Here is a 24,394-nt window from a genome sequence, read left to right as displayed (position 1 = left end):
TTTACTGATTTTCCGGATTTTATTTTTTGGATTTTAAACTGATTTTAATGGATTTGGGGAGATATAAGCGGATATTATTTCATTCGCTTATATCTCCCCAAATCCATTAAAATCAAAAATGATCAAATCCAGGAAATCAGTAAAATCAGTTTAATCCTGAGTCAGACAAAATCCGCATCGCCGAAGGCGATCACCGCGCAAAGAGTTGTTCCAGTTTTTCTTTAGGAAGAATCTTCTGCACCTGCACTCCGGTAGCCACTACACGGCCATTGCAAACGGCTTCGTAACTGCAGGTAATTTCGTGGCGGTGTATTTGTGTAATTACTGCTGTAAAATCCACCTGGCTACCAGCCACGGCAGGGGAGCGGTGATCTACCGTGAGCCGGGTGCCGATACCCTCTTCATGCGCTTCCTTCATTTCCAGTACAAACAGGCGGCAACACCATTCTGCATCCCGCGCCAGTGCAAAGGTGGCATATACCGGATGAACATTGCCGCTGTCGAAGGAGGCACAGTCTTCCTGCCGCACGGTGCGACTGAAATGCCTGGTATCTCCCGGTTTGAATATGGAAAGCATATTGTTATCGTTTACCCGTTATAGTTAGGAATGTTTTTATTGCACCACCAGTACCGGGATCTTCACCTGGTGCCTTACCTGGTTAGCGGTTTCTCCATACAGCCAGTCTTTGAAACCCCGGTGCCCGTGCCCTCCCAGTACGAGGAAGTCGGCCTTTTCCTGGTGCACGATGCGGGCAATTTCACGGGCCCGCCTGCGGAAGCCAAGTACGCCTTTGGCGTTGATATTGCGGCTTTTCAGCAGGGCGATATAAGTGTCCAGCTGTTCCTGGTCGCGACGTGTTTCCAGGTCGTCCGATTCTTTCCCGAAGTATTTGGCGGAGGCGCTTTCCACGATATGGATCAGGATATACTGCGTGTGTTCATTACCGTGAGCAATGGCGTTGGTCACGATATCCTTATCGCGTTGTGAAAAATCCAGGGCCATTGCGATGCATTGATAGGTGGGCTTTTCCATTTCCCCCAGCGATACCTGTGTAGTATGGATACCGGCGGCTGCATCTTCGCGGTAGCGGCGCCGCAGCGGGTATACAATGGTGATGAGCAGCAGCACCACGAAACCGATGCAGCCGGCCATAATCAGTCCATCTACAAAAATATTCCCGGTACCAGACATATAATCAAATGCTTCTGATAATACCATCCGCATGTTAAGGTACACCAATAAACTGGTGACCAGCCAGCTGAAAATTTTAGTGACTGGCTTAATCGCGAAAGCGCCCATCGTTTTTTTATCGCTTACAAAATGGATGAGGGGGATAATGGCGAAGCCCAGCTGCAAACTGAGCAGCACCTGGCTGAACACCAGGAGTGCGCCTACTTCTTCATCGCCGGCAATGAGGATCACCAACAGGGCGGGAACGATGGCCAGTAACCGGGTGAGGAGCCTCCGCAGCCAGGGATTGATACGCAGGCGCAGGTAGCCCTCCATTACGATCTGCCCGGCCAGTGTACCGGTTACCGTAGAGCTTTGCCCGGCTGCAATCAATGCCACCGCAAACAGGATAGGCGCCAGTTTGCTGCCCAGCAGCTGATCCAGTAACCGGTGCGCATCCTGTATTTCCGCCACATCTGTTCTGCCGCTTTTGAAAAATACGGCGGCAGCCAGTATTAAGATGGCCGCATTCACCAAGAAGGCGAGGTTCAGGGCAATGGTGCTGTCGATGAAATTCATTTTAATGGCTTGCCTGATCCCTGTATCATCCCGTTTTATTTTCCGTGTTTGCACCAGGGCCGAATGAAGATACAGGTTATGCGGCATCACGGTAGCGCCGATAATGCCGATGGCAATATACAGGGCCGTGTTGTCAGGAATAGTAGGAATAAAGCCTTTCACCACTTCATTCATCTGCGGTTTTACAAGGATCAGTTCCACGAGGAAGGAGGCGCCTACAATGGCAACAAGACTGATAATAAATCCTTCCATTTTACGGATGCCGTAACGCTGCAGTATGAGCAGCAGGAAGGTATCCAGTACGGTCAGGCTCACGCCCCATACCAGTGGCAGCCCTGTGAGCAGCTGGATACCAATGGCCATTCCCAATACTTCCGCCAGGTCGGTAGCGGCTATTGCGATTTCCGCCAGTATGTACAGGATAAAATTCACCACGGGTGGATAGGTTTCCCGGTTTGCCTGCGCCAGGTCGCGCCCGCGCACAATACCCAACCGGGCGCTCAAACTTTGCAGCAGCAGGGCCATGAGGTTACTCATGAGCAATACCCACAATAATTTATAGCCGTACTGGCTGCCGCCGGCGAGGTCGGTGGCCCAGTTGCCGGGATCCATATAACCCACGCTCACCAGGTAGGCAGGGCCAAAGAAGGCGAGGAACTTTTTCCACCTGGATTTTCCGTTTGTTTCTACACTCTGATGTACCTCACTTAATGATGCTGATGAATGTATATGTTCGATGCTCATAGTATATGCTGATGATTACAGGGGTCTGACCATAATATTTTTTGCCACCTGCTCGCTGATGGTGATGGGAGATTGCCCTTTTACTTTTATTTCTATGGAATTATCGTATTCGTAATGGGCCATGATTTCCAGCTGGGTGCCGAGCTTTATTCCTTTGGCATTAAGAAAGGCCAGCAGGGCGGTCGACTGGTCCGTTACGGCGGTTACCACCAGCCGTTTGGCATTGGCCTGGTCCAGCGAGGTTTGGGGGCGGGGTTTGACCAGTTTCCCATTGGCATCGGGAATAGGATCGCCATGTGGGTCTATTACCGGGTTACCCAAAAATTCGCTGAGCCGGTTGGTGAGTTTTTCACTGCGCACATGTTCCAGCTCTTCAGCCAGTTCATGCACTTCTTCCCAGCTGAAGGAGAGCTTATCCACCAGGAAGCACTCCCACAGGCGGTGGCGGCGTACAATCTGCAGGGCGGCTTTCCTGCCGTCGGCGGAAAGGGTAATGCCCTTGTATTTCTCATATTCAATCAGTTTCTTCTCTTTCAGCTTTTTAGCCATGTCTGTAACCGATGCGGGCTTTGTATCCAGCTCATAGGCCAGTGCATTGGTAGTAACTACCGCATCGCCTTCCTGCAGTTTGTAAATCGACTTAATATGGTTCTCCTCTGCGATCGATAAATTCATGTTATCTAAAATATTATTTAGACAAATCTAAATAATAAATCTGAACATTTATCTATCCGGTATGTTTTTTGATTTTTTAACGCGCACATATAAAAATTATATATAACTTTTCGCCCAGAATCAACTATTGTAATGAAGCGTTTCCTTTTATTATTACTGGCCATCGGTATGCTGGCAGCCTGCAAATCAAAAAAGAAAACGGGCGATGGCAACGAGCCCATGACATTTGAAGACTTCCAGGCATTGTTTACCCCTGGCGCCCTGCCTTACAGGCTTACTCCGGATACGCTCCAGCTGAAACAGCCGGATTCATTACGGCTGGATACTGCCGCCATGCGGTTTTTGACAGATACCCTCACAAAGGGTGATTTCTCCAAAAGTGAACCGGTGAAGTATTTCCCGTTACAGCGGATCTCCGGCAGTGCAGTGAATTATATGACAGTGAAGGCTGCCGGCAGATCGCAATCCGTCGGTTATCTCTGCTTCCTGGATAAAAAAGGTAAATATCTCAACAGGATACGTGTAGCCAGTACCGGTAGTGCGGATGGAACGGTCACCTCCCTGGTGATAGACAGCAAAAACGTAGTAAAGATCAGCAGTGAAAAGAAACTGTCGGGCAGCCGCAGCGCATTGAAAGAAGATTTTTACATGGTAAATCCCGATGGAACCGTAACCCTGATCATGACTAACTCCAACGGGCCTACGAATGCCGGGCAGATCTTTAACCCGATCGATACTTTGCCACGCAAGCATAAATTTTCCGGCGACTATACCTCCGGCGATATGAACATTGTATCTATCCGCGACGGGGATGATCCCAAATCATTCCAGTTCTTTATCACCTTTTCAAAAGATAACGGTAACTGCAAAGGAGAACTGAGCGGAAAAGGACATTATATTGGCGGTAACAGGGGAGAGTATAAAGACAAAGAATCATCCTGCGGCATTGCTTTCCAGTTTACCGGTAACCGTGTCAGCATCCGTGAAATAGGCGGTTGCGGCGCTTACCGCGGTATCAAGTGCTTCTTCGAAGGCGGCTTCGCAAAGAAGGTGGAGAAGAAGAAAAAGAAATAAGGATCGCCTTCGGCGATGAAAATTGTCTTGGAGCAGGATTACGCTGATTATACTGATTAGTTTGATTTTATTTTTGATTTTATAAAGGACTTAAAAGATATCCATGTGGATTTTGTCTGACTCGGGACGATGATGATTTTACTGATTATACTTTTGAGATTTGTAAAAGATATTGTAATAATTAAGGGAGATAAAAGCAGGAATATCGGCTTTTATCTCCCTTAATTATTATTAAAAATTCAAAAGAATCAAAGCGTAAAAATCAAGGTAATCAGTATAATCAGCGTAATCCTGAGTCAGACAAAATTCGCATCGCCGAAGGCGATCCACGCGTTTTTTCAAAAAATATTTGGTAGAATAAAAATAGTTTATACCTTTGCGATCCAATCGAACGAAAGGGACGATAGGTAAGAAACAAAGAGGGAGCTTAGCTCAGCTGGTTCAGAGCATCTGCCTTACAAGCAGAGGGTCACTGGTTCGAATCCAGTAGCTCCCACGCTACACACAATTAAAAAGGTCCTGCAGAAATGCGGGACCTTTTTGCGTTTAGCTACCAGCCATCGGCAGTAACCATTATTTCTTGAATATCCGTTTTACGGCTTTGCCCAGTTTATTCAGGTTGGCAATCTGTTCCTGTATAGGCGCCAGCGTAAGGTCTTCCGATTGCAGCCCTGCTTCCAGTGAATCAAACTCTCTCTGTTCCGGGTATAAAAGGATCACGTTATTATCCTTGAAATGACGCTCCAGCTTCGCGGGGATACCATCCATATACGCATGATAGGAAAGCGTGCTTTTACGGGCAGTAACCACTACTACCAGGTCGTCCCTGGTTATTTCCCTGGAGAGCACCAGGAAATCCTCGATGGTATCAAACTGGCGGAAGCCCAGGTCCACGCTCATTTTTGTTTGCTCCGCAAATGCCGTGGTAATGGTTTGTGTTTTCTCATTACAGAAAACCAGTAACCTGGCGCCTGCCTGTTTGGCGAGCATAAACATTTTTTGCATGTAATGCAGGAAGCCCAGTTCGTATTCTGCATTGGGCGGTAGGATCAGCGCCATTTTTTTTGTAGTGTTCAGCGGTGAATGGAAGTTACATACATATACTGTTTCCCATACCCGCTGCAGCACGTTGTCCATGGTGGTACCAAAAATGTTGCCCAGCCAGCGGTCGGTGGTGCTTGTTTTATCCGTCCAGCCAAGTATCACGTCGCTGATCAGCAGTTCCTTTGTAGCGCGTGTGATGCCATCGGAAACGTTGAGGTCAATACGGGTCACTACCTGTACATCACTTTCTGTGGCGGCGGCATGTATCACTGCTTTTTCCAGCATTTTGTTGGTGAGATGAATCTTTTCTTTTGCCTCTTCATTATCCTGTACTACTGCCAGCGGGTAAATAGGCGTGGGGGCGCTGTGGTCCTTGATCATCACGGCAAAGTCGAGCAACGCTTCAATACGGTCGGGGTTGGAAACAGGCACCAGTATACGTTCCGGCTGATCGTCCGGTTCAGGTTTACTTTCTGCTTCCTGTATCGCCAGCCGGCGGCCTGCGTTCTCTGTAACAAAAGATCCCACCAGGCAGGTAATGAGGATGAGTATTACGGTGCCGTTCAGCACATGCTCATCCACGATATGCATATTATACCCGATGAGTATCACCGCGATGGTAGCGGCGGCATGGGCGCTGCTGAGCCCGAAGATCACCTTGCGCTGATTGGGGCTGTATTTAAAAACCAGCTGTGTGAAGAGGGCTGCCAGCCATTTGCTGCTAAGGGCCATCAGGGTGAGCGCGCCGGCAATGATCAGTGCGTCGGGGCCTTTCAGTAATACCCGCAGGTCTACCAGCATGCCTACACTGATGAGGAAAAAAGGAATGAAAATAGCGTTGCCTACAAATTCGATGCGGTTCATCAGCGGCGATGTATGAGGGATCAGCTGGTTGAGCGCCAGTCCCGCAAGGAACGCACCGATAATACCTTCCACACCAGCCAGTTCCGCCAGGAAGGCGGAAGCAAATACCAGGGCCAGTACAAAAATGAAATGCGAGGTTTTATCGTCTTTTATCTTTTTAAAAAACCAACGGCCCAGCATAGGCATCAGCCAGAGGATGATAGCGGCAAAAATGGCCAGTGAAATGCCCAGCCGTACCCAGAAATAAGTATTGAGGTTGCCCGCCTGCGCGCCGGTGATCACTGCCAGTATCAGCAGTACTGCTGTGTCGGTAATAATAGTGCCGCCCACAGCCACGGTTACGGCTTCATTTTTAGTGATGCCCAGCCGGCTCGCCAGCGGATAAGCCACCAGCGTATGGGTGGCAAACATGCTGGATACCAGCAGCGTGGCCATAAAGTTGAACTCCAGCACATAGGTGCATACCACGTACCCCATTGCAAGTGGAATAAAGAAGGTAAAGGCGCCGAATACCATGCTCCGGTAGCGGTTCTTGCGGAATTCGGTCATATCCAGCTCCAGGCCCGCCAGGAACATAATGTATAGCAGCCCGGCCTTGGCAAAGAGGTCAATACTGTCTTTCTGTATAATTTTAAAACCATGATCACCGATCAGCATCCCGGCAATGATCAACCCTATAATACTGGGGATCCGCAGCTTACGCAACAGGATGGGGGCCAGCAGTATTATAAACAAGACCAGCGAAAAGATCGGCACGGGATCTTTCAGTGGTAAATTAGTATCCATCAGTAAAACCAGTCCGTTCATCATAACCATTTTTTAAATTCGAAGCATCCTGAAATCCGCAGATCTCTGCTAAATATGGATAAATTAACGAATAATCCATGTAATTTTGCATAAAGCTTTTATTAAAGATGAGCGATCATACAAGTACAAAAGGATTACCGGAGGAAGAGATAGATGTGCTGGTGGCGGAAGATGAACAGTTTCCGTTCAGCCTGGTAGTCTGGAATGATGAGGTGAATACATTCGACTGGGTCATTTCCTCACTGATGGAGGTTTGCGGGCATACGCACGAGCAGGCCGAACAGTGCGCGCTGATCATTCATTTTAATGGAAAGTATGCTGTTAAACAGGGCGAATATCTCAAGCTTCGTCCCCTTTGTGAAGCCCTGCAGGAGAGAGGACTAAGTGCCACTATTGAAGAAATGGCAGGCAGCTGATTCCCGATATGACTGTTTTTCGTCTTAATAAACAACTGGTTTTTCCACCTGTTCAGCTGTCCGAGCCCGACGGATTACTTGCCGTAGGAGGGGACCTGTCGGTGGAGCGGTTGCTGCTGGCTTACCGTTCCGGTATTTTCCCCTGGTACGATGAACCGCCTATCCTGTGGTGGAGCCCCGATCCCCGCTTTGTATTATTCCCTGATGAACTGAAAGTATCCGCCAGTATGAAACAGGTGCTGCGTAAAAAGCAATTCCGGATCACTTTCAATGAAGATTTTGCAGGAGTGATTGCCCGCTGCAGCAGCGTTCCCCGCCCGGGCCAGACCGGCACCTGGATTACACCCGAAATGCAGGAAGCTTATATCCGGCTGCACGAGGCAGGCTATGCCATGTCGGTGGAATGCTGGCAGCATAATGAATTGGTAGGGGGGCTCTACGGTGTTAAAACAGGTCCTTTCTTTTTCGGGGAATCCATGTTTGCCACCGTGAGCAATGCTTCCAAAGCAGCCTTTATTACTTTTGTGCAAACTTATGCACAGGAGCTTCAGATGATCGACTGCCAGGTGCATACTGACCATCTGGCCTCGCTGGGTGCAGGATTTATTACCAGGGAGGAATTTCTGGAGATCATCAGCTTTTCGTAATTTGCTTATCTTCTGATCAATAACTCCAATTTCCTGGCACTTAAATTTTATCCACGATGAAAAAGTTACTGCTACTGCTGACAATAACCGTTTTTTCAGCAGTCACCGCCTTCCGCCCGGTATCCGGCGTAAAGGAAGACAGATCCCTTCTCCTCACTCAGCTGCAGCAAACAAAGGATCAGCTCCTGAAAGATGTGCAGGGCCTCACAGATGCACAACTGGAGTACAAACCCGCGGCCGACCGCTGGTCGGTGATTGAATGCGTGGAGCATATCACCCTGATCGAAAAAGCCATCATGGAAGGAGAGCAAAAACTGGTGCAGCAACCAGCCAATCCTGAAAGAAGGAAAGACATCAAAACCACGGATGAACAGATCATTAAAAATGTGGAAGACCGCAGCCACAAAAGAAAGGCGCCTGAGTTCGGGGTTCCGAAGCACAATTATTCCTCCAATGCGGACGCAATTAAAGCATTTACAGCGCAACGCGATAAGCTCATCGAATACGTAACCAACACCCAGGACGTTTTGCGTGATCATATCACAGACCACCCGGCGCTCGGCCCGATCGATGCCTACCAGTTGTTACTGCTGGATGCCGCGCACACCAACCGCCACACACAACAGCTGGAGGAAGTAAAGGCTGACCCGGGTTTCCCGAAGTAACAGCCACCCCTGCTGTTTGGCATGGTATAATCATTGCCGGTGCACGGGTATCTGTTCATAGGGAAAGCTGAAAATATGAATCTGAGACCGCGCACCGACATTACCGAACCCGAAAGGGCCCGCGGCATGAAGCTGATCATTGGCGACGGGCTGGCCGCGGAAGCCATGATCACGCTTACCGGCGGGGCATTCCTGGTGGCAATGGCACTGCTCATGGGCGCCAATAACCTGCAGATCGGGTTGTTGTCCGGCCTCCCCACTTTCACCAACGTGTTCCAGTTAATATCCATCTGGCTGGTGCGTCGCAGCAATAACAGGCGACTGGTAACCGTGCTATGCTCTCTCCTCGCCAGGATCCCGTTATTGCTAATTGGCGCCATTCCCCTGTTATTTCCCCAAACAGGTAATATCAATTTCCTGATCTTCTTTCTTTTCTTTTTTTACTTCTTCGGCTCTATCGCCGGGCCCAGCTGGAACGCCTGGATAAAGGATCTTATCCCTGAGCAGATCATGGGAAGCTACTTCGCCAAAAGAAGCAGCTACACACAGGGATTGAATGTGATATTAAGCCTGGCGGCCGCTTTCGGCGTGGATTATATCCGGCGGTATTATCCTGCCTATGAGCTTACTACTTATTACTGTATGTTCATTGCTGCCGGTGTTGCAGGCATTGCAGGCGCATTTATACTGGCAGGCGCAGCAGAGCCGCAATCCTACATGGACAAAGAGAATTTCTTTAGGTTACTTACACGCCCGCTGAAGGACAAAAACTTTCTGCGCCTGCTGGTTTTCAACTCCGCCTGGGTATTTGCGCTGAATATAGCTACCCCGTTCTTTACGGTATTCATGATGCAGGGCATGCACCTGTCTCTTTCTGTTATTACCATATTGCTGATGGTAAGCCAGCTTACAGGGGTATTTACTTTCCGTATGTGGGGCGTATTTGCAGACAGGTACAGCAATAAAACCATCCTTGCTATCAGCGGTCCCTTATACATTGCCTGTGTGGTAGGTTGGTGTTTTGTGGGAATTTATTCGGAGATGTATGCCAATATGATATTGCTGGTGCTGATCCATATTTTTACCGGTATTGCCAACGCAGGCATCAATCTTTCAATAACTAATATCGGTCTGAAACTGGCCCCCGTAAAGGATGCAGTGGTATACTTATCGACCAGGAATATTATTACCGCTGTTTTTTCTGCATTGGCGCCCCTGGCAGGTGGTTACCTGGCAGATTTTTTTTCATCAAGACATTTACAGGTAGATGCAATATTCACCGGCCCGCATACTACAAAAACCTTGCACCTGGTGGCCTTGCATCAATGGAACTTCCTGTTCCTCATCAGCGCTATCCTGCTGCTGATGTCCCTGGAACTGTTGCTGCTGGTAGCGGAAAAGGGAGAAGTAGGGAAAAATATTGTGGTGCGCATAATGCGCAGCAGTATTAAAAATAACCTGAAAGATTATTTCCTGATAGGCAACCTGATCACATGGCACGAACATTTCCGGGGTTTCCTGCTCCGGAGGAAATCCGGTTAGCGCAGGTCCCAGTCGATCAGCTGGTTATGCCATTCCTGGCGGAAAGGAGTAGTTACTTTGATGTAGTTATCGGTATAGCCTTCCATCATACCATCTTTCCCAAGTGATTCAAACAGCACTTTCCTGGTTTGATGCAGGTGTTGTTCATTAAAGAACTGTTGCTTTTTGTGGCTGAGGTTGCGCAGCATTTTGTTGCGCTCGTTCCTGGTATGCACAGGCACTACCGGCTTGATATCCAGGGCAGCGGTATTGGGGCGTTCCGAGTAAGTGAACACGTGAAGATAGGATACATCCAGTTCATGCAGGAAGTCGTATGTTTCGCGGAAATGCGCATCGCTTTCGCCGGGGAAACCTACAATCACATCTACGCCAATGGCGCAATGCGGCATAAATTGTTTGATGAGGGCTACTTTTTCCGCATACAGTTCACGGCGGTAGCGACGGCGCATGAGCCCCAGGATCTCGTTGCTTCCGCTTTGCAGCGGAATATGGAAATGAGGCATGAAACTGCGGCTGTTGGCTACAAATTCAATGATCTCATTGGTAAGCAGGTTGGGTTCTATAGATGAGATGCGGTAACGGGAAATACCTTCTACCTTATCCAGTTCCTGTGCCAGTTCAAAAAAGGTTTCTTCCCTTTTTTTCCCGCCTTCAAAGCCTTTCCCGAAATCGCCCAGGTTCACACCGGTGAGCACAATTTCCTTTACGCCGGTAGCCGCCAGGTCCTGTGCGTGTTTCACCACGTTGGCAACACTGTCGCTGCGGCTTTTGCCACGGGCCATGGGAATGGTACAAAAGGCGCAGGTATAGTCACAGCCATCCTGAACTTTCAGGAAGGTACGGGTACGATCATTCAACGAATAGGAAGCATGAAAACTATTCACCTCCTCAATGTCGCAGGAACAGATCTTTGCGCTGTCTCCTTTGGTGAGTGTTTTGAGATGCTCGGCGATATTAAATTTCTCTGCAGCGCCCAGTACCAGGTCCACCCCCTCAATAGAAGCAATTTCTTCAGGTTTCAGCTGGGCATAACAGCCGGTGATCACTACCATGCTGCCCGGCGCCCGGCGCTGTATGCGGCGTACCAGCATACGGCACTCCTTATCGGCATTATCTGTTACAGAACAGGTATTGATCACATATACATCTGCTGTTCCGTCGAAATCCGTTTTTACAAACCCATCCTGCTCCAGTAACCTGCTGATTGAAGAGGTTTCTGAAAAGTTCAGCTTACAGCCGAGTGTATGAAATGCTACTGTTTTTACCTGTTCCATAAAGGGAGGCAAAGGTAGGAACTTTTTATGTCATAGTTAGGTAAGGAATTTTTAACTATTTTGCGCGCCGTTCTGTTGCTTTATGAAATCAATGCAAAAATACCTGCCCGTTTTCCTCTTAACCCTGCTGTTGCTGGCCGGCTGGCAACAGAAGTGGTGGAAAAGTACACCCGCTCCTTCCTCTACCGGCAGCCGCCCCGTTGTGGCCCGTAGTAATTCCGCCAGCCCCGCTATTGAAGGGGAGGTGATTAACAGGCACGCCCACCTTGAATATACGAAACACGCCATCTGTCGGATGGATTGTCGACAGGTGACAAGGGCCGAAGTGGAGGAAATCCTTGCCGAAGGGAAGGTGAACCCCGAAAAATCCAACCCAAACGATCAGCCCTGTCCAACCTATGCACTGGAAGGCTATTCCAGAGAAGGACAGCATCTCCGGATCGTTTTTGCCCCCTGCGATTCGCAGCACGCTAAAGTAATTACCTGTATAGATCTTGATAAGGAATGGACCTGTCACTGCGATTAATTCAACGCCTCTTTCCGTGTAATTCGTAATTTTCTTCGTAGTTTTCCGCCATATTAAACCTTCAGAGGCGTCTATGAATTTTTTACTGAAACCGTTGCGTGTTATTTATGTGATATACGCCGCTGCTGTCTTCCTGGGCATCATGTTCCTGATATTGCCGCCTATTTTCCTGGCTTCCCTGCTGGGCAGGCAAAAAGGGGGTAACATTATATTTTATTTTCTCCGTTTCTGGGCGCATGCCTGGTTCCCGATGGTAGGTATGTGGGTAACCCGCAAATATTTATGCGAGCGCGACAATGAACCCTGCATTTACGTGGTAAATCACCGCTCTTATCTCGATGCCGCTATTGCCGTAAAGGTAATGCGGCTTCCCTTCCGCCCCCTGGGCAAAGTGGAAATGTCGAAGATCCCCTTCTTCGGTTTTATCTATAAAAATTCAGTAGTACCGGTCGACCGTTCCAGCGCAGCCGGCAGAGCGCGCAGTGTACGGGAAATGATGACCGCCCTCAGAGCAGGCATCTCCATCCTGGTATTCCCGGAAGGCACCACCAATGATACCGATCAGCCATTACGTCCTTTCCACAACGGCGCATTCCGCATGGCCATTGAACTGCAGAAACCCATTAAACCGGTGCTCTACCTCGATGCAGGCCACCGCTTGCCACATAAAGGACCTATGCACCTTTCCCCTGGTAAATGCCGCGTAGTGTTTCTTCCGCCAATACCTGTTACGGGAATGACGCTCGATGATATCAATACCCTCAAACAAAAGGTGTTTGATGCGATGGACACCGAATTACGTAAATATCATAAATACCCAACCCTGCAGCCAATAGGATGAAGTACGCAGATGTAATATTGCCGTTGGCGCTACCAAAAAATTACACCTACTCGGTTCCTGAAAATATGTCCGGCCTCCAGGTAGGATGCCGGGTAGCCGTGCAGCTGGGGAAACAAAAGAAGTACGCCGGTATCGTGAAAGCTATCCACGAACAGGCGCCGCTGTATAAAACAAAACCCCTGCTGGATATGCTGGACGCGGAGCCTATCGTATATCCCACCCAGTTAGCCTTCTGGGAATGGGTGGCCAGCTACTATATGTGCACGGAAGGGGAGGTGCTGAATGCCGCACTGCCGGCCCATCTCAAGCTTTCCAGCGAAACGCTCCTGCTTTTCAACGATGCCTTCGGCGATGACTTTACTTCCCTCGACGATGATGAATACCTCATCGCAGAAGCCCTGCATATCCGCAAGGAGCTACGCATAGAGGAAGTGCAGATGATCCTCGATAAATCAGAAGTATACTCCGTTATCAAGAAACTGATAGAGAAAAAAGTATTGCTGGTATACGAGGAACTGAAAGAAGTATACAAGGAGAAGCAGGAAAATTATGTGCAGTTGCATGCCCATTACCAGGAAGAAGAGCAATTGGCGGCCCTCTTCAACGACATGGGCCGCGCGCCAAAGCAAATGGAACTGCTACTCGCTTACCTTCACCTGCTGAAAACGCAGGGCGCTGTGTTGCAGAAAGAATTGCTGAAGAAGTCCGGCGCTACAGCGGCCCAGCTGAAAGGCCTGGTAGATAAAAATATCCTGTGGGTGGAGAAACGCACGGTAGACCGTATCGCTACCGGCAAAGTAGATGCACAGATCGATTTTGACCTGAGCCCTGCACAGGAAAAAGCATTGGAAGAAGTACAAACGCATTTTAAAGATAAACAGGTAACCCTGCTTCACGGCGTTACTTCCAGCGGTAAAACGCAGGTATACGTGAAGATGATGGAAGCCTGCCTGGCCAGCGGTAAACAGGTGCTGTACCTGTTGCCCGAAATAGGGCTTACCGCGCAGGTGATCCGCCGGTTGCAGAAACATTTCGGCGCCAGCATTGGTATCTACCACTCAAAGTTTAATAACAATGAGCGCGTGGAAATATGGAACAAGGTAAAAACAGGCGAGCTGCGCATCATATTGGGCGCCCGTTCCGGCCTGCTGCTGCCGTTCCGGGACCTGGGCCTGATCATCCTGGATGAAGAGCACGACACGTCCTATAAACAGCAGGACCCCGCCCCCCGTTATCATGCAAGGGATGCCGCCATTTATTACGCCGGCCTTTTCAAAGCCAAAGTGCTGCTGGGCTCTGCCACACCCTCCCTGGAATCGTATTTTAATGCCCAACAGGGAAAATATGGACTGGTTGAACTGAAAGAACGATTCGGTGGCGTGGAAATGCCCGCCATAGAAATAGTGGATATCAAAAAGGAAATGGCGGAGAAAACCATGGACGGCCATTTTTCTTCCGCGCTGAAAGCTGCCATCTCGCAAAGTATAACAGACGGAAAACAGGTGATCCTTTTCCAGAACCGCCGCGGATACGCGCCTTTCCTGCTATGCACTACCTGTGGCTGGATACCGCATTGCAAGCAATGTGATGTATCGCTCACTTATCATAAAAACCAGGATAAGCTCCACTGCCACTACTGCGGTACAAGATATCCCTATGTACATACCTGCGCAGCCTGCGGCTCTCAAACCATTGAGCCCAAGAGCTTTGGCACGGAAAAAATAGAAGACGACCTGCAGGCGGCGTTTCCCGAAGCCCGCATTGCCCGCATGGATGTGGATACGGTGAGAAATAAAGACAGTCATAATAAACTGATCCAGCTGCTGGAAGACCGCAGTATTGATATACTTGTAGGCACCCAGATGGTGGTAAAGGGACTGGATTTTGAAAACGTAAACCTGGTAGGGATCCTGAGCGCCGACAATCTCCTGGGCTTCCCCGATTTCCGGGTGAATGAAAGGGCTTTCCAGATGATGGAACAGGTAAGCGGGCGCGCCGGCCGTAAAAACGGGCAGGGAAAAGTGCTGATCCAGGCCAGCAATACGCGGCACCCGGTATTGCATTATGTAATGGCGCACGATTATAAGGCGATGTTTGAAGCGGAAATTGCCGAGCGGCAGGTATTTGGTTATCCACCTTTCTTCCGTTTACTGAAATTGACTATCCGCCATAAAAACCAGCAAACTGCCGAACAGGCCGCGCAGATCCTGGCCAGCTGGCTGCAGCCGCATATCGGTGCGCAACTGGTGGGGCCCGCCGCGCCACTGGTAGCAAGGGTACGTAATAATTACCTGCAGGAAATGCTGATCAAGCTGCCCCGTGAAGCAAGGCTGATCACTCATGTAAAAAGAGTATTGCAGGAATTCATTATCCAGCTTAAAACGGAAAAAAGATTCCGTTCCGTGGTCATTATCCCGGATGTAGACGGCGTATAAAAATTATTCTTTCACCAGTACCAGGTCCTGTTGCTGGAGTACCTGGATCCTCTTCAGCAACTGTCCGAAGGCGGCTTTACTACTGCCGGAAAAATCGGTTTGTTTATACCACTCCAGCACAAAAATCCGCAACTGGCCGCTGTCCTGCTCGCACCGCATTTTAAAGCCTAATGCCCCTTCTTTATCATTGATCTCTGCGGAAAAATCTTCTTTATTGGCCACTTTATAACCGGCAGGAACGGGAATGACTATACGTTTTTCCTGGTAGTAGGGAAAATTGATCTGTACCGGCAGGTTGCCTGGCGGAAGGGGGATATCCGTAGTCAGGTTATTCCCTAGTAAAGGGCCTGTGTGGATCACTATACTGTTTTCTTTATTTTCTACGGAAGATGTATTAAGCAATGTGCTGTTCAGTAATACAGGCTTATCCAGGGACCGGTTGTTAAATACCTCGTTTTCCGGTTTTACTTCCAGGGGCTTCCTGGCGCCGGGCTCAAAAGGAAGGATGGCGTTATACACCTGCAGCCTGCCTTCCGATGTGCTGCCGGTGCCCATAAAGGCCGTTTTCAGGTTAGAGGCGGGGTAACCTCCAAAGGATTGTTTAACCTCCCAGGTAGGGTCTTTTACGGACCGGAGCGTGGCCTCCAGGGTGATGTTACTGAGCGTATACGGCGGTGCCGGTGTTTGAATAAAGTCTGTGAGCACTTTGTTTTCCGTACCCACCAGTGTATCGCGACAGCGCAATGCGGGAATACCGGTTTGTAACGACGGGTAACATGGAAAGCGTGTAACCATCTCCGTTGGGGCCAGCGCCTGTTGCACTGCCGGGAAATACAGCAACACATTGGTGGGTAGCTGCCGGTATACCAGCTGGCTGTCCATCAGCAGGCTGTCGCGCGAGGTAGTGAATAACACCTGCGTTTGAATGTTCAGCATATAATACACTGCATTCAGCAAACGGGTAAAGCCTGCTTTTTCTGCCTGTTTATTGCGGAGGATGGAAATGATGTCTACCGTTTCGCGGGTTTCAGAAGGCGCTACCAGGCGGTAATTGGATTTTATGTATTGTTCCACCAGGTAAATCATCTGTGGAAGAGGAAGGCGTTGCTTTACAAAAGGCCATTTCTGCACCTCTTTTTCCAGCTGTTTGAATTCCGCTTTAGACACTGCCACAATGGGAATATAATTATCTTCCCCAAATTTCTGCCAGGTCATACGTACCGTGTCTTTCCCTTCTATGGCCTGTTTCAGCCCGAAATCAATTCGTTTCAGCTGTGGCAGGTAAAAGAACAGGTCGCTGGCGGGAAGTTCCGGCATCTGTTGCATATTCAGCCAGTAGTAATGGTTGTTACCGCCAATGCTGTCGCGCAGCGGAGGTAATCCGGCACTGGGCTTTATCACAAAATCAAGTGTTTTGGGAGCTATCAGCATATAACTGAGCTGGTTGCATGGAATACCGGATTGCAGGTAATCGGTACCGGCATAATCGTATTGTACTTTGAGACTCAGTTCATATTCAATTTCGCACCCGGCGTCGAGCATAAGGTTATTGACAACTATTGCTTTATGTGTCTGGCTCAATTCAACCATTCTTACCTGGTCGTTAAGGTTCAAAACGCCTCCGCTGGGATGTATTACGCGGATGCGCAGGCCGCGCAATGCCTCGCTGGGTTCCATCTCCATCACCAGGCGCGTAAGACTGTCTGCCGCACGCTGTGTATTGATCTTAATGTTTTTGTACAGCATTCTGTAATGTGAGGTACCCTGTACTTTGTCGCGTGCGCTCACATTAAAATCCCGGACCATCCTGTAATCCAGGATCGTATAAGGATCATTGGTGGGTGGAGAAGTATGCAGCTGTGGATTTTGTTCCCATATCCAGGGAAGGGAGTTATTCACCTGTGCCTGCATAGATAACGGCAGCATGGCAATAGCTGCAACAGCCAGAAGAAGGGCCCATTTTTTCATACGTGCTAAAGATAAGATGCAATTCCGGATTTTCATGATTCCCCCATGCTCTGGATAGCATCGGATTCGTAGATGCTCACTCCTTCGTCGTTCTCTTTTGCCGCTATCATCATGGCATTGGCAACGGTTGCTGCTTTAATGCCCCGGTATTTTTTCCATCTTCCCTGTAATAAAAAATAAAAAAGCAGGAAAAGATATCTTCCAATCCATTCGCCTAACCGGAATTCTTTACGCGGGCCTATCAGCACAGAAGGCCGGAAAATATTCACACTCCGGAAACCCACCTGCTCGATGGCTTTTTCCGTTTGCCCTTTTGTGCGCAGATAGAAGTTACGGGAATTAGGGTTAGCGTTAATGGAAGACATAAGCAGGAATTGGGAAACGCCCTGTTCTTTTGCTATCCTGGCGCATTTTACAGGAATGTCATAATCTACTGCCCTGAAATTTTCCTGGCTGCCGGCCTTTTTAATGGTGGTGCCAATACAGCAGAAAAGGATATCGCCATGCAATGCTGCCGCCAGGCTCTCTTCATCATCAAAGTCCACGATAATGCTTTCCAGTTTAGGTCTGGCATGCGCCCAGGGCTGCCGCACCAGTACCTTCACTTTGCTGAAGGCAGGGTCATGCAGCAGCGCCGCTACCAGGTGAGTGCCGGTGAGTCCTGTTGCGCCTATTACAATTGCCGTTTTATTCATGGAACCTGATTATGGGATTTATGATTTCTAAATGATTTGCGGCTATCTTTGCTGACTATAAATTTAAGCTATTATGCAGGTATCAGAAAATGTTCTGCTCAAATCATATAATACTTTCGGGATCGATGCCACTGCACGCTATTTTGCCGCCTTTTCGGATGTAGAAGAGCTGATGGATATTACCAGGCAACAGCAGCAGGATGGCCTGCCGCGGATGATCCTGGGTGGGGGCAGCAATATCCTGTTCACACAGGACTTTAACGGCTGGCTGTTGAAAAACAATATCAAAGGCATCAGCGTTACCGGTGAGGATAACGATTACGTATATGTGAAAGCAGGGGCAGGAGAGAACTGGCACGGGTTTGTGCAGCATTGTATTGCGCAAAACCTGGCCGGACTGGAAAACCTATCGCTGATACCCGGCAATGTAGGCGCCAGCCCCATGCAGAATATAGGCGCCTACGGTGTGGAGATAAAAGACGTGTTCCATGAACTGGAAGCCCTCCACCTCAACGATCACAGCATCGTCACCTTTAATAATGCCGGTTGTCATTTCGGTTACCGTGAAAGCATCTTTAAAAAAGAATACAGGAACCAGTTTGCTATTTTATCTGTTACCTACCGGTTAAGCAAACAACCACATTTCAATACCAGCTATGGCGCTATCAATGAAGAGCTCCAGCGTATGAATGTGCAGGAGCTTTCTATCCAGGCTATCAGCCAGGCGGTGATCAACATCCGTTCTTCCAAGCTGCCCAATCCTGCTGAAATAGGGAATGCGGGCAGCTTCTTTAAAAATCCTACGGTAACCAGGGAAGTCTACGAAAAATTACATGCCGCTTTTCCTGCCATGGTAGCCTATCCTGTGGCGGATGATCATTTCAAGCTGGCTGCCGGCTGGCTTATTGAACAATGCGGCTGGAAAGGATACCGTAACGGCGATGCAGGCGTACATGCCCGGCAGGCATTGGTACTGGTGAATTACGGCCATGCAAAGGGCAGCGAAATCTATCACCTGTCGCAGCAGGTGCTGGACAGCGTGAAAGACAAATTCGGCGTGGAACTGGAGCGCGAGGTGAATATTGTGTGAGCGCCTTCGGCGCTTAAATTGTCTTGGAGCAGGATTAGGCTGATTTTACTGATTAGCTTGATTTTTGGTTTTAGATTTTTTTGATAATTAGAAAGGGAGATAAAAGCAACATATCGCTTTTATCTCCCTTTCTCTTTTTATAAATCCAGAAAATAAAATCAAGCTAATCAGTAAAATCAGCCTAATCCTGCTCCAAGACAATTTAAGCGCCGAAGGCGCTCCCTACGCGCTGGCGCGGATATGCGCCATGATCTTCCCTGCATGGTCGCGGGAGTTTTCAATGAACCACACATGGGTGTTCATCCCGCCGCAAACCACGCCGGCTAAGTAAATGCGTGGCATATTGGTTTCCATAGTAGCCGGGTTATAAGCCGGTAACCTCAGCTGGTCGTTGGATAAGGCGATGCCTGCTTTCTCCAGCAGGCTGAAGTTAGGTTGGTAGCCCGTCATGGCAATAACAAAATCGTTGGCAATGGTGATAGGACCATCCGGTGTGGCAATGTCCACTTCTTTATCACGGATAGCGGTGAGCGAAGAGTTAAACCATGCTTTTATGGAGCCTTCCTTTATACGGTTTTCAATATCGGGGCGTACCCAGTATTTTACGCGGGAGCCAATGTCTTCCTGGCGGATCACCATGGTAACGCGGGCGCCTTTGCGGTAAGTTTCCAGCGCGGCATCTACGGCGGAGTTATGTGCGCCTATCACTACTACATCCTGTGTGGCATAGAAATGAGGATCTTTGTAATAGTGGGTTACTTTAGGAAGCTCTTCACCGGGGATATTCAGCAGGTTGGGAATATCATAAAAGCCGGTTGCAATTACCACATGGCGCGCATGATAAGCGCCTTTGCTGGTAGTGATCGTATATTCGCCGGCGTTAGGTGTTATCTGTTCTGCTTCTTCAAACAGTTTTATATTCAGCTCATGCGAGGTGGCTACCCGCCTGTAATATTCCAGCGCTTCCGGCCGGGTGGGTTTCGGGTTGATAGATACAAATGGAACATTCCCAATTTCCAGTCGCTCGGAAGTGGAGAAAAAAGTCATGTACAACGGGTAGTTGTACAGGGAATTTACCACACAGCCTTTTTCAAGGATAATATAACTCAGCCCGGCTCTTTTGGCTTCCAGTCCACAGGCAAGACCAATAGGCCCGCCGCCGATAATCAATACATCAAACGCAGCATTCATACAATCATATTTTATTTACAGCGCTGCCATATAATCCAGCAGGCGGTACATGGTTTCAGTGTTTTGTGTGAGCAGGTTGGCGTGCTGCAGGATCTTCTGCTCACTTTGTACAAACGGTCCTCCTGCTGCAATAGCGCTGCTGCAGTGCAGGATCATTTCCTGCAAACTTTCTGCCGTTAATTCCATATGGAACTGGAGGCCTATTACCCGGTCGCCGTAAATGAAGGCCTGGTGACTGCAGGCTGCGGAGGCCGCAAAGCGGGTAGCGCCGGCCGGTATATCAAACGTATCGCCGTGAAAATGAAAGGTATTGAAATGAGAAGGCAGTACGCCTTCCAGCGGGGCGGCCTGTCCCTGGAAGCTTACGTCCAGCGGGAACCAGCCTATTTCAGGTTGCGTATGCGGGTATACGTTGGCGTCCAGTGCGGCGGCAATCAGTTGGGAGCCCAGGCAAATGCCCAATACTTTTTTATTCTGACTGATAGCTTCCCTGATGAGCGCTATCTCTGTAGTCATCCATGGATGCTGGTCCTGTTCATATACGCCCATCGGTCCTCCCATGACAATAAGCCAGTCGGCGGCTGCAAGGGCAGAGGCATCGGTGCTTTCGTACCAGCGGGTGTGGGTGACGGTGTGCCCGTGATGGTTAGCCCAGCCGGCAATGCTGCTTAATCCTTCAAAAGGTACATGTTGAAAGTAATGAATATGCATATGCAGAACGCTAAATAATGCACCGAAGATACGGCTGCTATTTCACTTCTGCTCTTACTACCCTTAAATATTCATAACCTTTCATATGCCTGCTCTTTTCGCCGAAATATTTGGCGCGGTAATCATCGGCGCCGCCATCATAATGCAGTTGCAGGTGGTATAATTCCAGGTAGGCATACAGTTCTTCCGGGCTGATGCCGAAATCCCAGTTCTCGCCGGCACGGCGCAGCAGCCGGTTGATGCGCACAAATCCATAAAAGGCGGTTGGATTTTCCAGCACTGCTTTCTCTACATAAGTGAAGATGATCTGTGTGCCCGGATGAAAATTCTTCACGTGATGAAAGATCGTTTCTGCCTGTTTGGCTTCCTGTATGGTGGTAAGCCCTTCCCAGAGGAACAGTGTTTTATAATGCGAGCCGTAAAACAGTTTAGGGAACACTTCGGAAATCTGCTGGCGGTTCATGTCCAGTTCCACGTAATCTACATGGATAGCGGGTAATCCTACCAGGGTCGACAGGATTTTCTTCTTGGTATATTGAAGCGTGGGATGATCCATTTCCACGTAATGCAGCGGTACGCCAACGTTGAGGCGATGCGCCCTTGTATCAAATGTGGCATTGAGAATGATCACCTGGTTGATTCCCTGTGATTTTACGGCGTGAATGATCATGTCGTCTATCAGTCTTGTTCTGGCAACAGCGGCGGTGAAGCTGCCTGGCCAACGGAACTGGATACACGCCGTAACTATTCTCCTGATGAAGGGAACCATGCAACCTGCCAGTATAAGCTGGTAGAACTTTGAGAGGAAGGCGCCGGCAAAAGGATCATATAACAAGCGCTCCTTTTCCGGTTTGGTACTTTCTATTGCCCGGAATGCTGCCATGTAAGTACCGGATTTGGTGGCGGGAAACCGGCTCATAAGTGGTGTGTGGTCGTCATGGTTATTGAGATAAATGCTGCCAGTATCACAAGGATCAGTGATCAAATATATGTAAAAATGAGAATAGGGTTATCACGGGATTTTCCCCGGTATCATGCCATATAACAGATGGCCAGTAAGGTGGCGGCGCTGATCATTACCCAAAGGATAACCCCGTGTATCAGCGGTTTGCGGCCTATAGCGCGCAATGCTTCACGGCTTAGATGGGTACCTATCAGGAACAGGGTGAGCGACAAACCGGTTTTGGCGCTTTTTACGAGGAAGAGGCCTGTTGGCTGAAACTGCGGCGCCCAGGTATTAAGGGCCATGGCGCCTGCAAATACGGCAATAAACCACGGGATCCTGATGTTGCCGGTATTGCTTTTGAATAGCCCGGTAGTTATGAGCGCTACGGGAATGATCCACAAAGCGCGTGACAGCTTTACGGTAGTGGCTATCTGCAGCGCTTCTTCGCCATATTTGCCGGCAGCGCCTATTACTGAGCTGGTATCGTGAATAGCAATAGCGCTCCACAGGCCAAACTGCTGCTGGGTTAAATGCAATCCATGACCCACAGCAGGGAATATAAAAAGCGCCAGGGCATTCAGCAGGAAGATGATGCCCAGTGCGGCAGACACCTGTTTTTCCCCTGCTTTCATCACGGGGGCAATAGCGGCTATGGCGCTCCCACCGCAGATGGCGGTGCCGCAGGAAATAAGATGAGCTGTTTTTTTATCGATCCCCAGCAGTTTACCCAGTAAGGCGCCGGTTAACAAGGTACCGGCAATGGCGGCAATAGTGAACAGGAATCCATCTTTACCGGTTTGCAGCGCGTTATGCACATTCATGCCAAAGCCCATTCCTATGATCGACAGTTGCAGCAACCAATGCGTAATACGCGGGGTGACTGCCGCAAAGGGATTGCCGCTGGATTGCGCCAGTGCTACGCCCAGCAGCAAAGCTACGGGTGGCGTTACCACCGGCAGCAGGGTGATAGCCGCTGCAGTGAGGAATATAATTTTCTGTGTGTGCGCTGGTAGCCAGGCAGTGGCTGTATCCTGTTGTTGCATATACGAAACGTTTGTAACTGATCACAAAGTTCCGTATCACAACCACCGGAGTCAAATGGCTATAAGTGATAGGTGATAACCAAAAGTTATGTGCTTAATCAACAGAAAGAATGAACTTGTTGAACTTCACCGCGAAATCTTCTTTCAGGCTTTTATCAATACCATTGAGATAGTTAACGGTAAAGCCGCGCTGCAGTCTGCGCTCACTGCTGCCATCCAGCTGAAAGGGCCGGGCATGCAGTACGCCGATCAGCTGTTTTCCCTGGAACACAAGGGCCAGCCGGTACAACGGGCTGGGATCATCGATCCCGCTTTCATAATTGAAATACAGCACATAAGGCTTGAGCACCGTTTCTTCTTCCAGTTTGAAATTGTGGATAAAGGGATCCATATCAGCGGTGCTTCTGCCTTTATGTTGTTTCAGGTAGCTGCTTAAAGCAGATTCAATGATGGTGCCGCTGCGGATATTTTTCTTCTGCGTATAGCCGCTAACGGTAGCCCACATCTTTTCGCCGTTGGTGGCTACCGGTAGTTTGATATCGCGTTGCAGCACGCCTGCTTCCACGCCATTTACTTTTATTTTGCGGCCTTTGTGGAAAAGGGGTTTGCTGAATTCATCTTTTGTAATATCAAAATCAATACTCACGGGGTACCAGTCTTTTTTTAAAGGTGCACAGCGCAGCGGGATATAATCTACCAAAGTAACCAGCGGTTCACCACCGGGGTTATTTAATACGGCGGCAGCGCCGTTAATTCTTTCGCCTATGATAGGAGCCTTGCTGCGGGCGGGTTTGGTGGTAGTGGCAGCAGGTGTCTTTTTTTTATTGTCAGCTATATTTTCTTCGTTGTCGTATTTGCTTGGTTTGTTATTCAGGTTGCACGATGCCAGTAATACTGCCAGCAGCAGGCAGGACAATTGTTTGTTGAGATGCATATAAAAGTTACTGTTTTATGGGGATAGAAGTACTCCGGTCTCCATCCCAGCTGCATCTGCACAAAGATTGGGCCTAGAATTCTGTGAATATAACGGTGTCGCCTATCTGCAAACGGTACACCTGTTTCATAGTGGAAAACGGGTCCAGGGGCGACCAGTCCTGCGTGGTATAAAGCTGTATGTTTTTGCCTGCCAGTTGCTGCTCCAGTGTTTTTAAAGAGATACCGGTATTGGTTTTACGGGAGATGTAATAAATTTTAGGGTCCTGCTTCAGGTGGATCATGATACCGGGAGGCCCGTTTTTAATTGCCTGTACTACGCCGGAAACAGGCGCACAGTTTTCCTTTTTAGCCCTCCGGGCAGATGGAATACCGGAAATAAGCAATACCAGTATCAAGGTGGCTACCAGCAACAATGCTGCTGTGCCTTTTTTGTTGGCTTGTTTTGTCATGATCCGTTGGCGTAAGTCAGGTTAGGTACAGTCAGCTCAAATTACAAAATATATGAATAAA

General features: G+C 49.0%; 22 protein-coding genes and 1 tRNA gene. 10 read left to right on the top strand and 13 right to left on the bottom strand.

Annotated features, from left to right (window positions below; genetic code table 11):
- Positions 1–190: 190 nt before the first annotated feature.
- From VIM72_RS31855 to VIM72_RS31845, 3 genes are read right to left on the bottom strand one after another with little or no spacing between them, the layout of a single operon-like run.
- Positions 191–577 carry a thioesterase family protein gene (locus tag VIM72_RS31855; protein ID WP_332006834.1) on the bottom strand — a complete coding sequence of 129 codons (387 nt, stop codon included), beginning with the start codon at positions 575–577 and terminating at the stop codon, positions 191–193.
- Positions 578–613: 36 nt separating this feature from the next.
- Positions 614–2,494, bottom strand: a complete 1,881-nt coding sequence (locus VIM72_RS31850) for an Nramp family divalent metal transporter (RefSeq protein WP_332006833.1) — start codon at positions 2,492–2,494, stop codon at positions 614–616.
- A 15-nt stretch (positions 2,495–2,509) separates the two neighbouring features.
- Positions 2,510–3,169, bottom strand: coding sequence for a metal-dependent transcriptional regulator (locus VIM72_RS31845; RefSeq protein WP_332006832.1), 660 nt, complete (start codon positions 3,167–3,169; stop codon positions 2,510–2,512).
- 132 nt (positions 3,170–3,301) lie between these two features.
- Between VIM72_RS31845 and VIM72_RS31840 the strand changes: the two genes are divergently transcribed.
- Both VIM72_RS31840 and VIM72_RS31835 read left to right on the top strand, forming a co-directional pair.
- Positions 3,302–4,243, top strand: coding sequence for a hypothetical protein (locus VIM72_RS31840; RefSeq protein ID WP_332006831.1), 942 nt, complete (start codon positions 3,302–3,304; stop codon positions 4,241–4,243).
- 421 nt (positions 4,244–4,664) lie between these two features.
- Positions 4,665–4,739 (top strand) — tRNA-Val (locus VIM72_RS31835).
- A 77-nt stretch (positions 4,740–4,816) separates the two neighbouring features.
- On the opposite strand, the gene VIM72_RS31830 is transcribed toward VIM72_RS31835, so the two are convergent.
- Positions 4,817–6,961: a cation:proton antiporter gene (locus VIM72_RS31830; RefSeq protein WP_332006830.1), complete on the bottom strand. Its 2,145-nt coding sequence runs from the start codon at positions 6,959–6,961 to the stop codon at positions 4,817–4,819.
- Positions 6,962–7,065: 104 nt separating this feature from the next.
- Here VIM72_RS31830 and VIM72_RS31825 point away from each other — a divergent pair, with 104 nt between their 5' ends.
- The 4 genes from VIM72_RS31825 to VIM72_RS31810 all read left to right on the top strand — a co-directional run bounded on the left by VIM72_RS31825 (position 7,066) and on the right by VIM72_RS31810 (position 10,228).
- Positions 7,066–7,374: an ATP-dependent Clp protease adaptor ClpS gene (locus tag VIM72_RS31825; protein ID WP_332006829.1), complete on the top strand. Its 309-nt coding sequence runs from the start codon at positions 7,066–7,068 to the stop codon at positions 7,372–7,374.
- An 8-nt stretch (positions 7,375–7,382) separates the two neighbouring features.
- Entirely contained in the window at positions 7,383–8,021 is a 639-nt protein-coding gene (gene aat, locus VIM72_RS31820; protein WP_332006828.1) for a leucyl/phenylalanyl-tRNA--protein transferase, read from the top strand.
- Positions 8,022–8,077: 56 nt separating this feature from the next.
- A complete protein-coding gene (locus VIM72_RS31815) occupies positions 8,078–8,686 on the top strand; it encodes a DinB family protein (RefSeq protein ID WP_332006827.1) in 609 nt (202 codons plus the stop codon).
- A 75-nt stretch (positions 8,687–8,761) separates the two neighbouring features.
- On the top strand, positions 8,762–10,228 hold the full coding sequence (locus VIM72_RS31810; protein ID WP_332006826.1) for an MFS transporter: 1,467 nt from the start codon (positions 8,762–8,764) through the stop codon (positions 10,226–10,228).
- Here VIM72_RS31810 and mtaB read toward each other — a convergent pair.
- A complete protein-coding gene (gene mtaB, locus VIM72_RS31805; RefSeq protein WP_332006825.1) occupies positions 10,225–11,502 on the bottom strand; it encodes a tRNA (N(6)-L-threonylcarbamoyladenosine(37)-C(2))-methylthiotransferase MtaB in 1,278 nt (425 codons plus the stop codon). The genes VIM72_RS31810 and mtaB overlap by 4 nt on opposite strands.
- Before the next feature lie 91 nt (positions 11,503–11,593).
- Here mtaB and VIM72_RS31800 point away from each other — a divergent pair, with 91 nt between their 5' ends.
- From VIM72_RS31800 to priA, 3 genes are all read left to right on the top strand, one after another.
- Complete coding sequence (locus VIM72_RS31800) at positions 11,594–12,028, top strand: DUF4258 domain-containing protein (protein ID WP_332006824.1); 435 nt, start codon at positions 11,594–11,596, stop codon at positions 12,026–12,028.
- 73 nt (positions 12,029–12,101) lie between these two features.
- Positions 12,102–12,869 (top strand): lysophospholipid acyltransferase family protein, encoded by a 768-nt coding sequence (locus VIM72_RS31795; RefSeq protein ID WP_332006823.1) that lies wholly within the window; start codon positions 12,102–12,104, stop codon positions 12,867–12,869.
- Positions 12,866–15,304, top strand: a complete 2,439-nt coding sequence (priA, locus tag VIM72_RS31790) for a replication restart helicase PriA (protein ID WP_332006822.1) — start codon at positions 12,866–12,868, stop codon at positions 15,302–15,304. Before VIM72_RS31795 ends, priA begins: the two co-directional genes overlap by 4 nt.
- Positions 15,305–15,307: 3 nt before the next feature.
- Here the strand turns inward: priA and VIM72_RS31785 are convergent, their stop codons facing one another.
- Complete coding sequence (locus VIM72_RS31785) at positions 15,308–17,272, bottom strand: hypothetical protein (RefSeq protein WP_332006821.1); 1,965 nt, start codon at positions 17,270–17,272, stop codon at positions 15,308–15,310.
- Between the two features lie 32 nt (positions 17,273–17,304).
- Positions 17,305–17,967: an oxidoreductase gene (locus VIM72_RS31780; RefSeq protein WP_332006820.1), complete on the bottom strand. Its 663-nt coding sequence runs from the start codon at positions 17,965–17,967 to the stop codon at positions 17,305–17,307.
- Between the two features lie 73 nt (positions 17,968–18,040).
- Between VIM72_RS31780 and murB the strand changes: the two genes are divergently transcribed.
- Positions 18,041–19,057, top strand: coding sequence for a UDP-N-acetylmuramate dehydrogenase (gene murB, locus VIM72_RS31775; RefSeq protein ID WP_332006819.1), 1,017 nt, complete (start codon positions 18,041–18,043; stop codon positions 19,055–19,057).
- 222 nt (positions 19,058–19,279) lie between these two features.
- Here the strand turns inward: murB and VIM72_RS31770 are convergent, their stop codons facing one another.
- The 6 genes from VIM72_RS31770 to VIM72_RS31745 form a co-directional block, all read right to left on the bottom strand.
- Entirely contained in the window at positions 19,280–20,248 is a 969-nt protein-coding gene (locus VIM72_RS31770) for a YpdA family putative bacillithiol disulfide reductase (protein WP_332006818.1), read from the bottom strand.
- 15 nt (positions 20,249–20,263) lie between these two features.
- Entirely contained in the window at positions 20,264–20,959 is a 696-nt protein-coding gene (locus VIM72_RS31765) for a type 1 glutamine amidotransferase (protein ID WP_332006817.1), read from the bottom strand.
- A gap of 37 nt (positions 20,960–20,996) precedes the next feature.
- A complete protein-coding gene (locus VIM72_RS31760) occupies positions 20,997–21,878 on the bottom strand; it encodes an SAM-dependent methyltransferase (protein WP_332006816.1) in 882 nt (293 codons plus the stop codon).
- A gap of 113 nt (positions 21,879–21,991) precedes the next feature.
- The gene (locus VIM72_RS31755; protein ID WP_332006815.1) at positions 21,992–22,948 is read right to left on the bottom strand and encodes a YeiH family protein; all 957 of its coding nucleotides are present in this window, start codon (positions 22,946–22,948) and stop codon (positions 21,992–21,994) included.
- Positions 22,949–23,042: 94 nt separating this feature from the next.
- Entirely contained in the window at positions 23,043–23,882 is an 840-nt protein-coding gene (locus VIM72_RS31750) for a hypothetical protein (RefSeq protein WP_332006814.1), read from the bottom strand.
- A 73-nt stretch (positions 23,883–23,955) separates the two neighbouring features.
- Positions 23,956–24,333, bottom strand: coding sequence for a hypothetical protein (locus VIM72_RS31745; RefSeq protein WP_332006813.1), 378 nt, complete (start codon positions 24,331–24,333; stop codon positions 23,956–23,958).
- Positions 24,334–24,394: the final 61 nt, after the last annotated feature.

Source organism: Chitinophaga sp. (genome assembly GCF_036569185.1).
In the GTDB taxonomy this organism is placed as follows: Bacteria; Bacteroidota; Bacteroidia; order Chitinophagales; family Chitinophagaceae; genus Chitinophaga.
The sequence above is the reverse complement of the archived record's forward strand: the minus strand, read 5'-3'. Positions and strand labels throughout refer to the sequence as shown.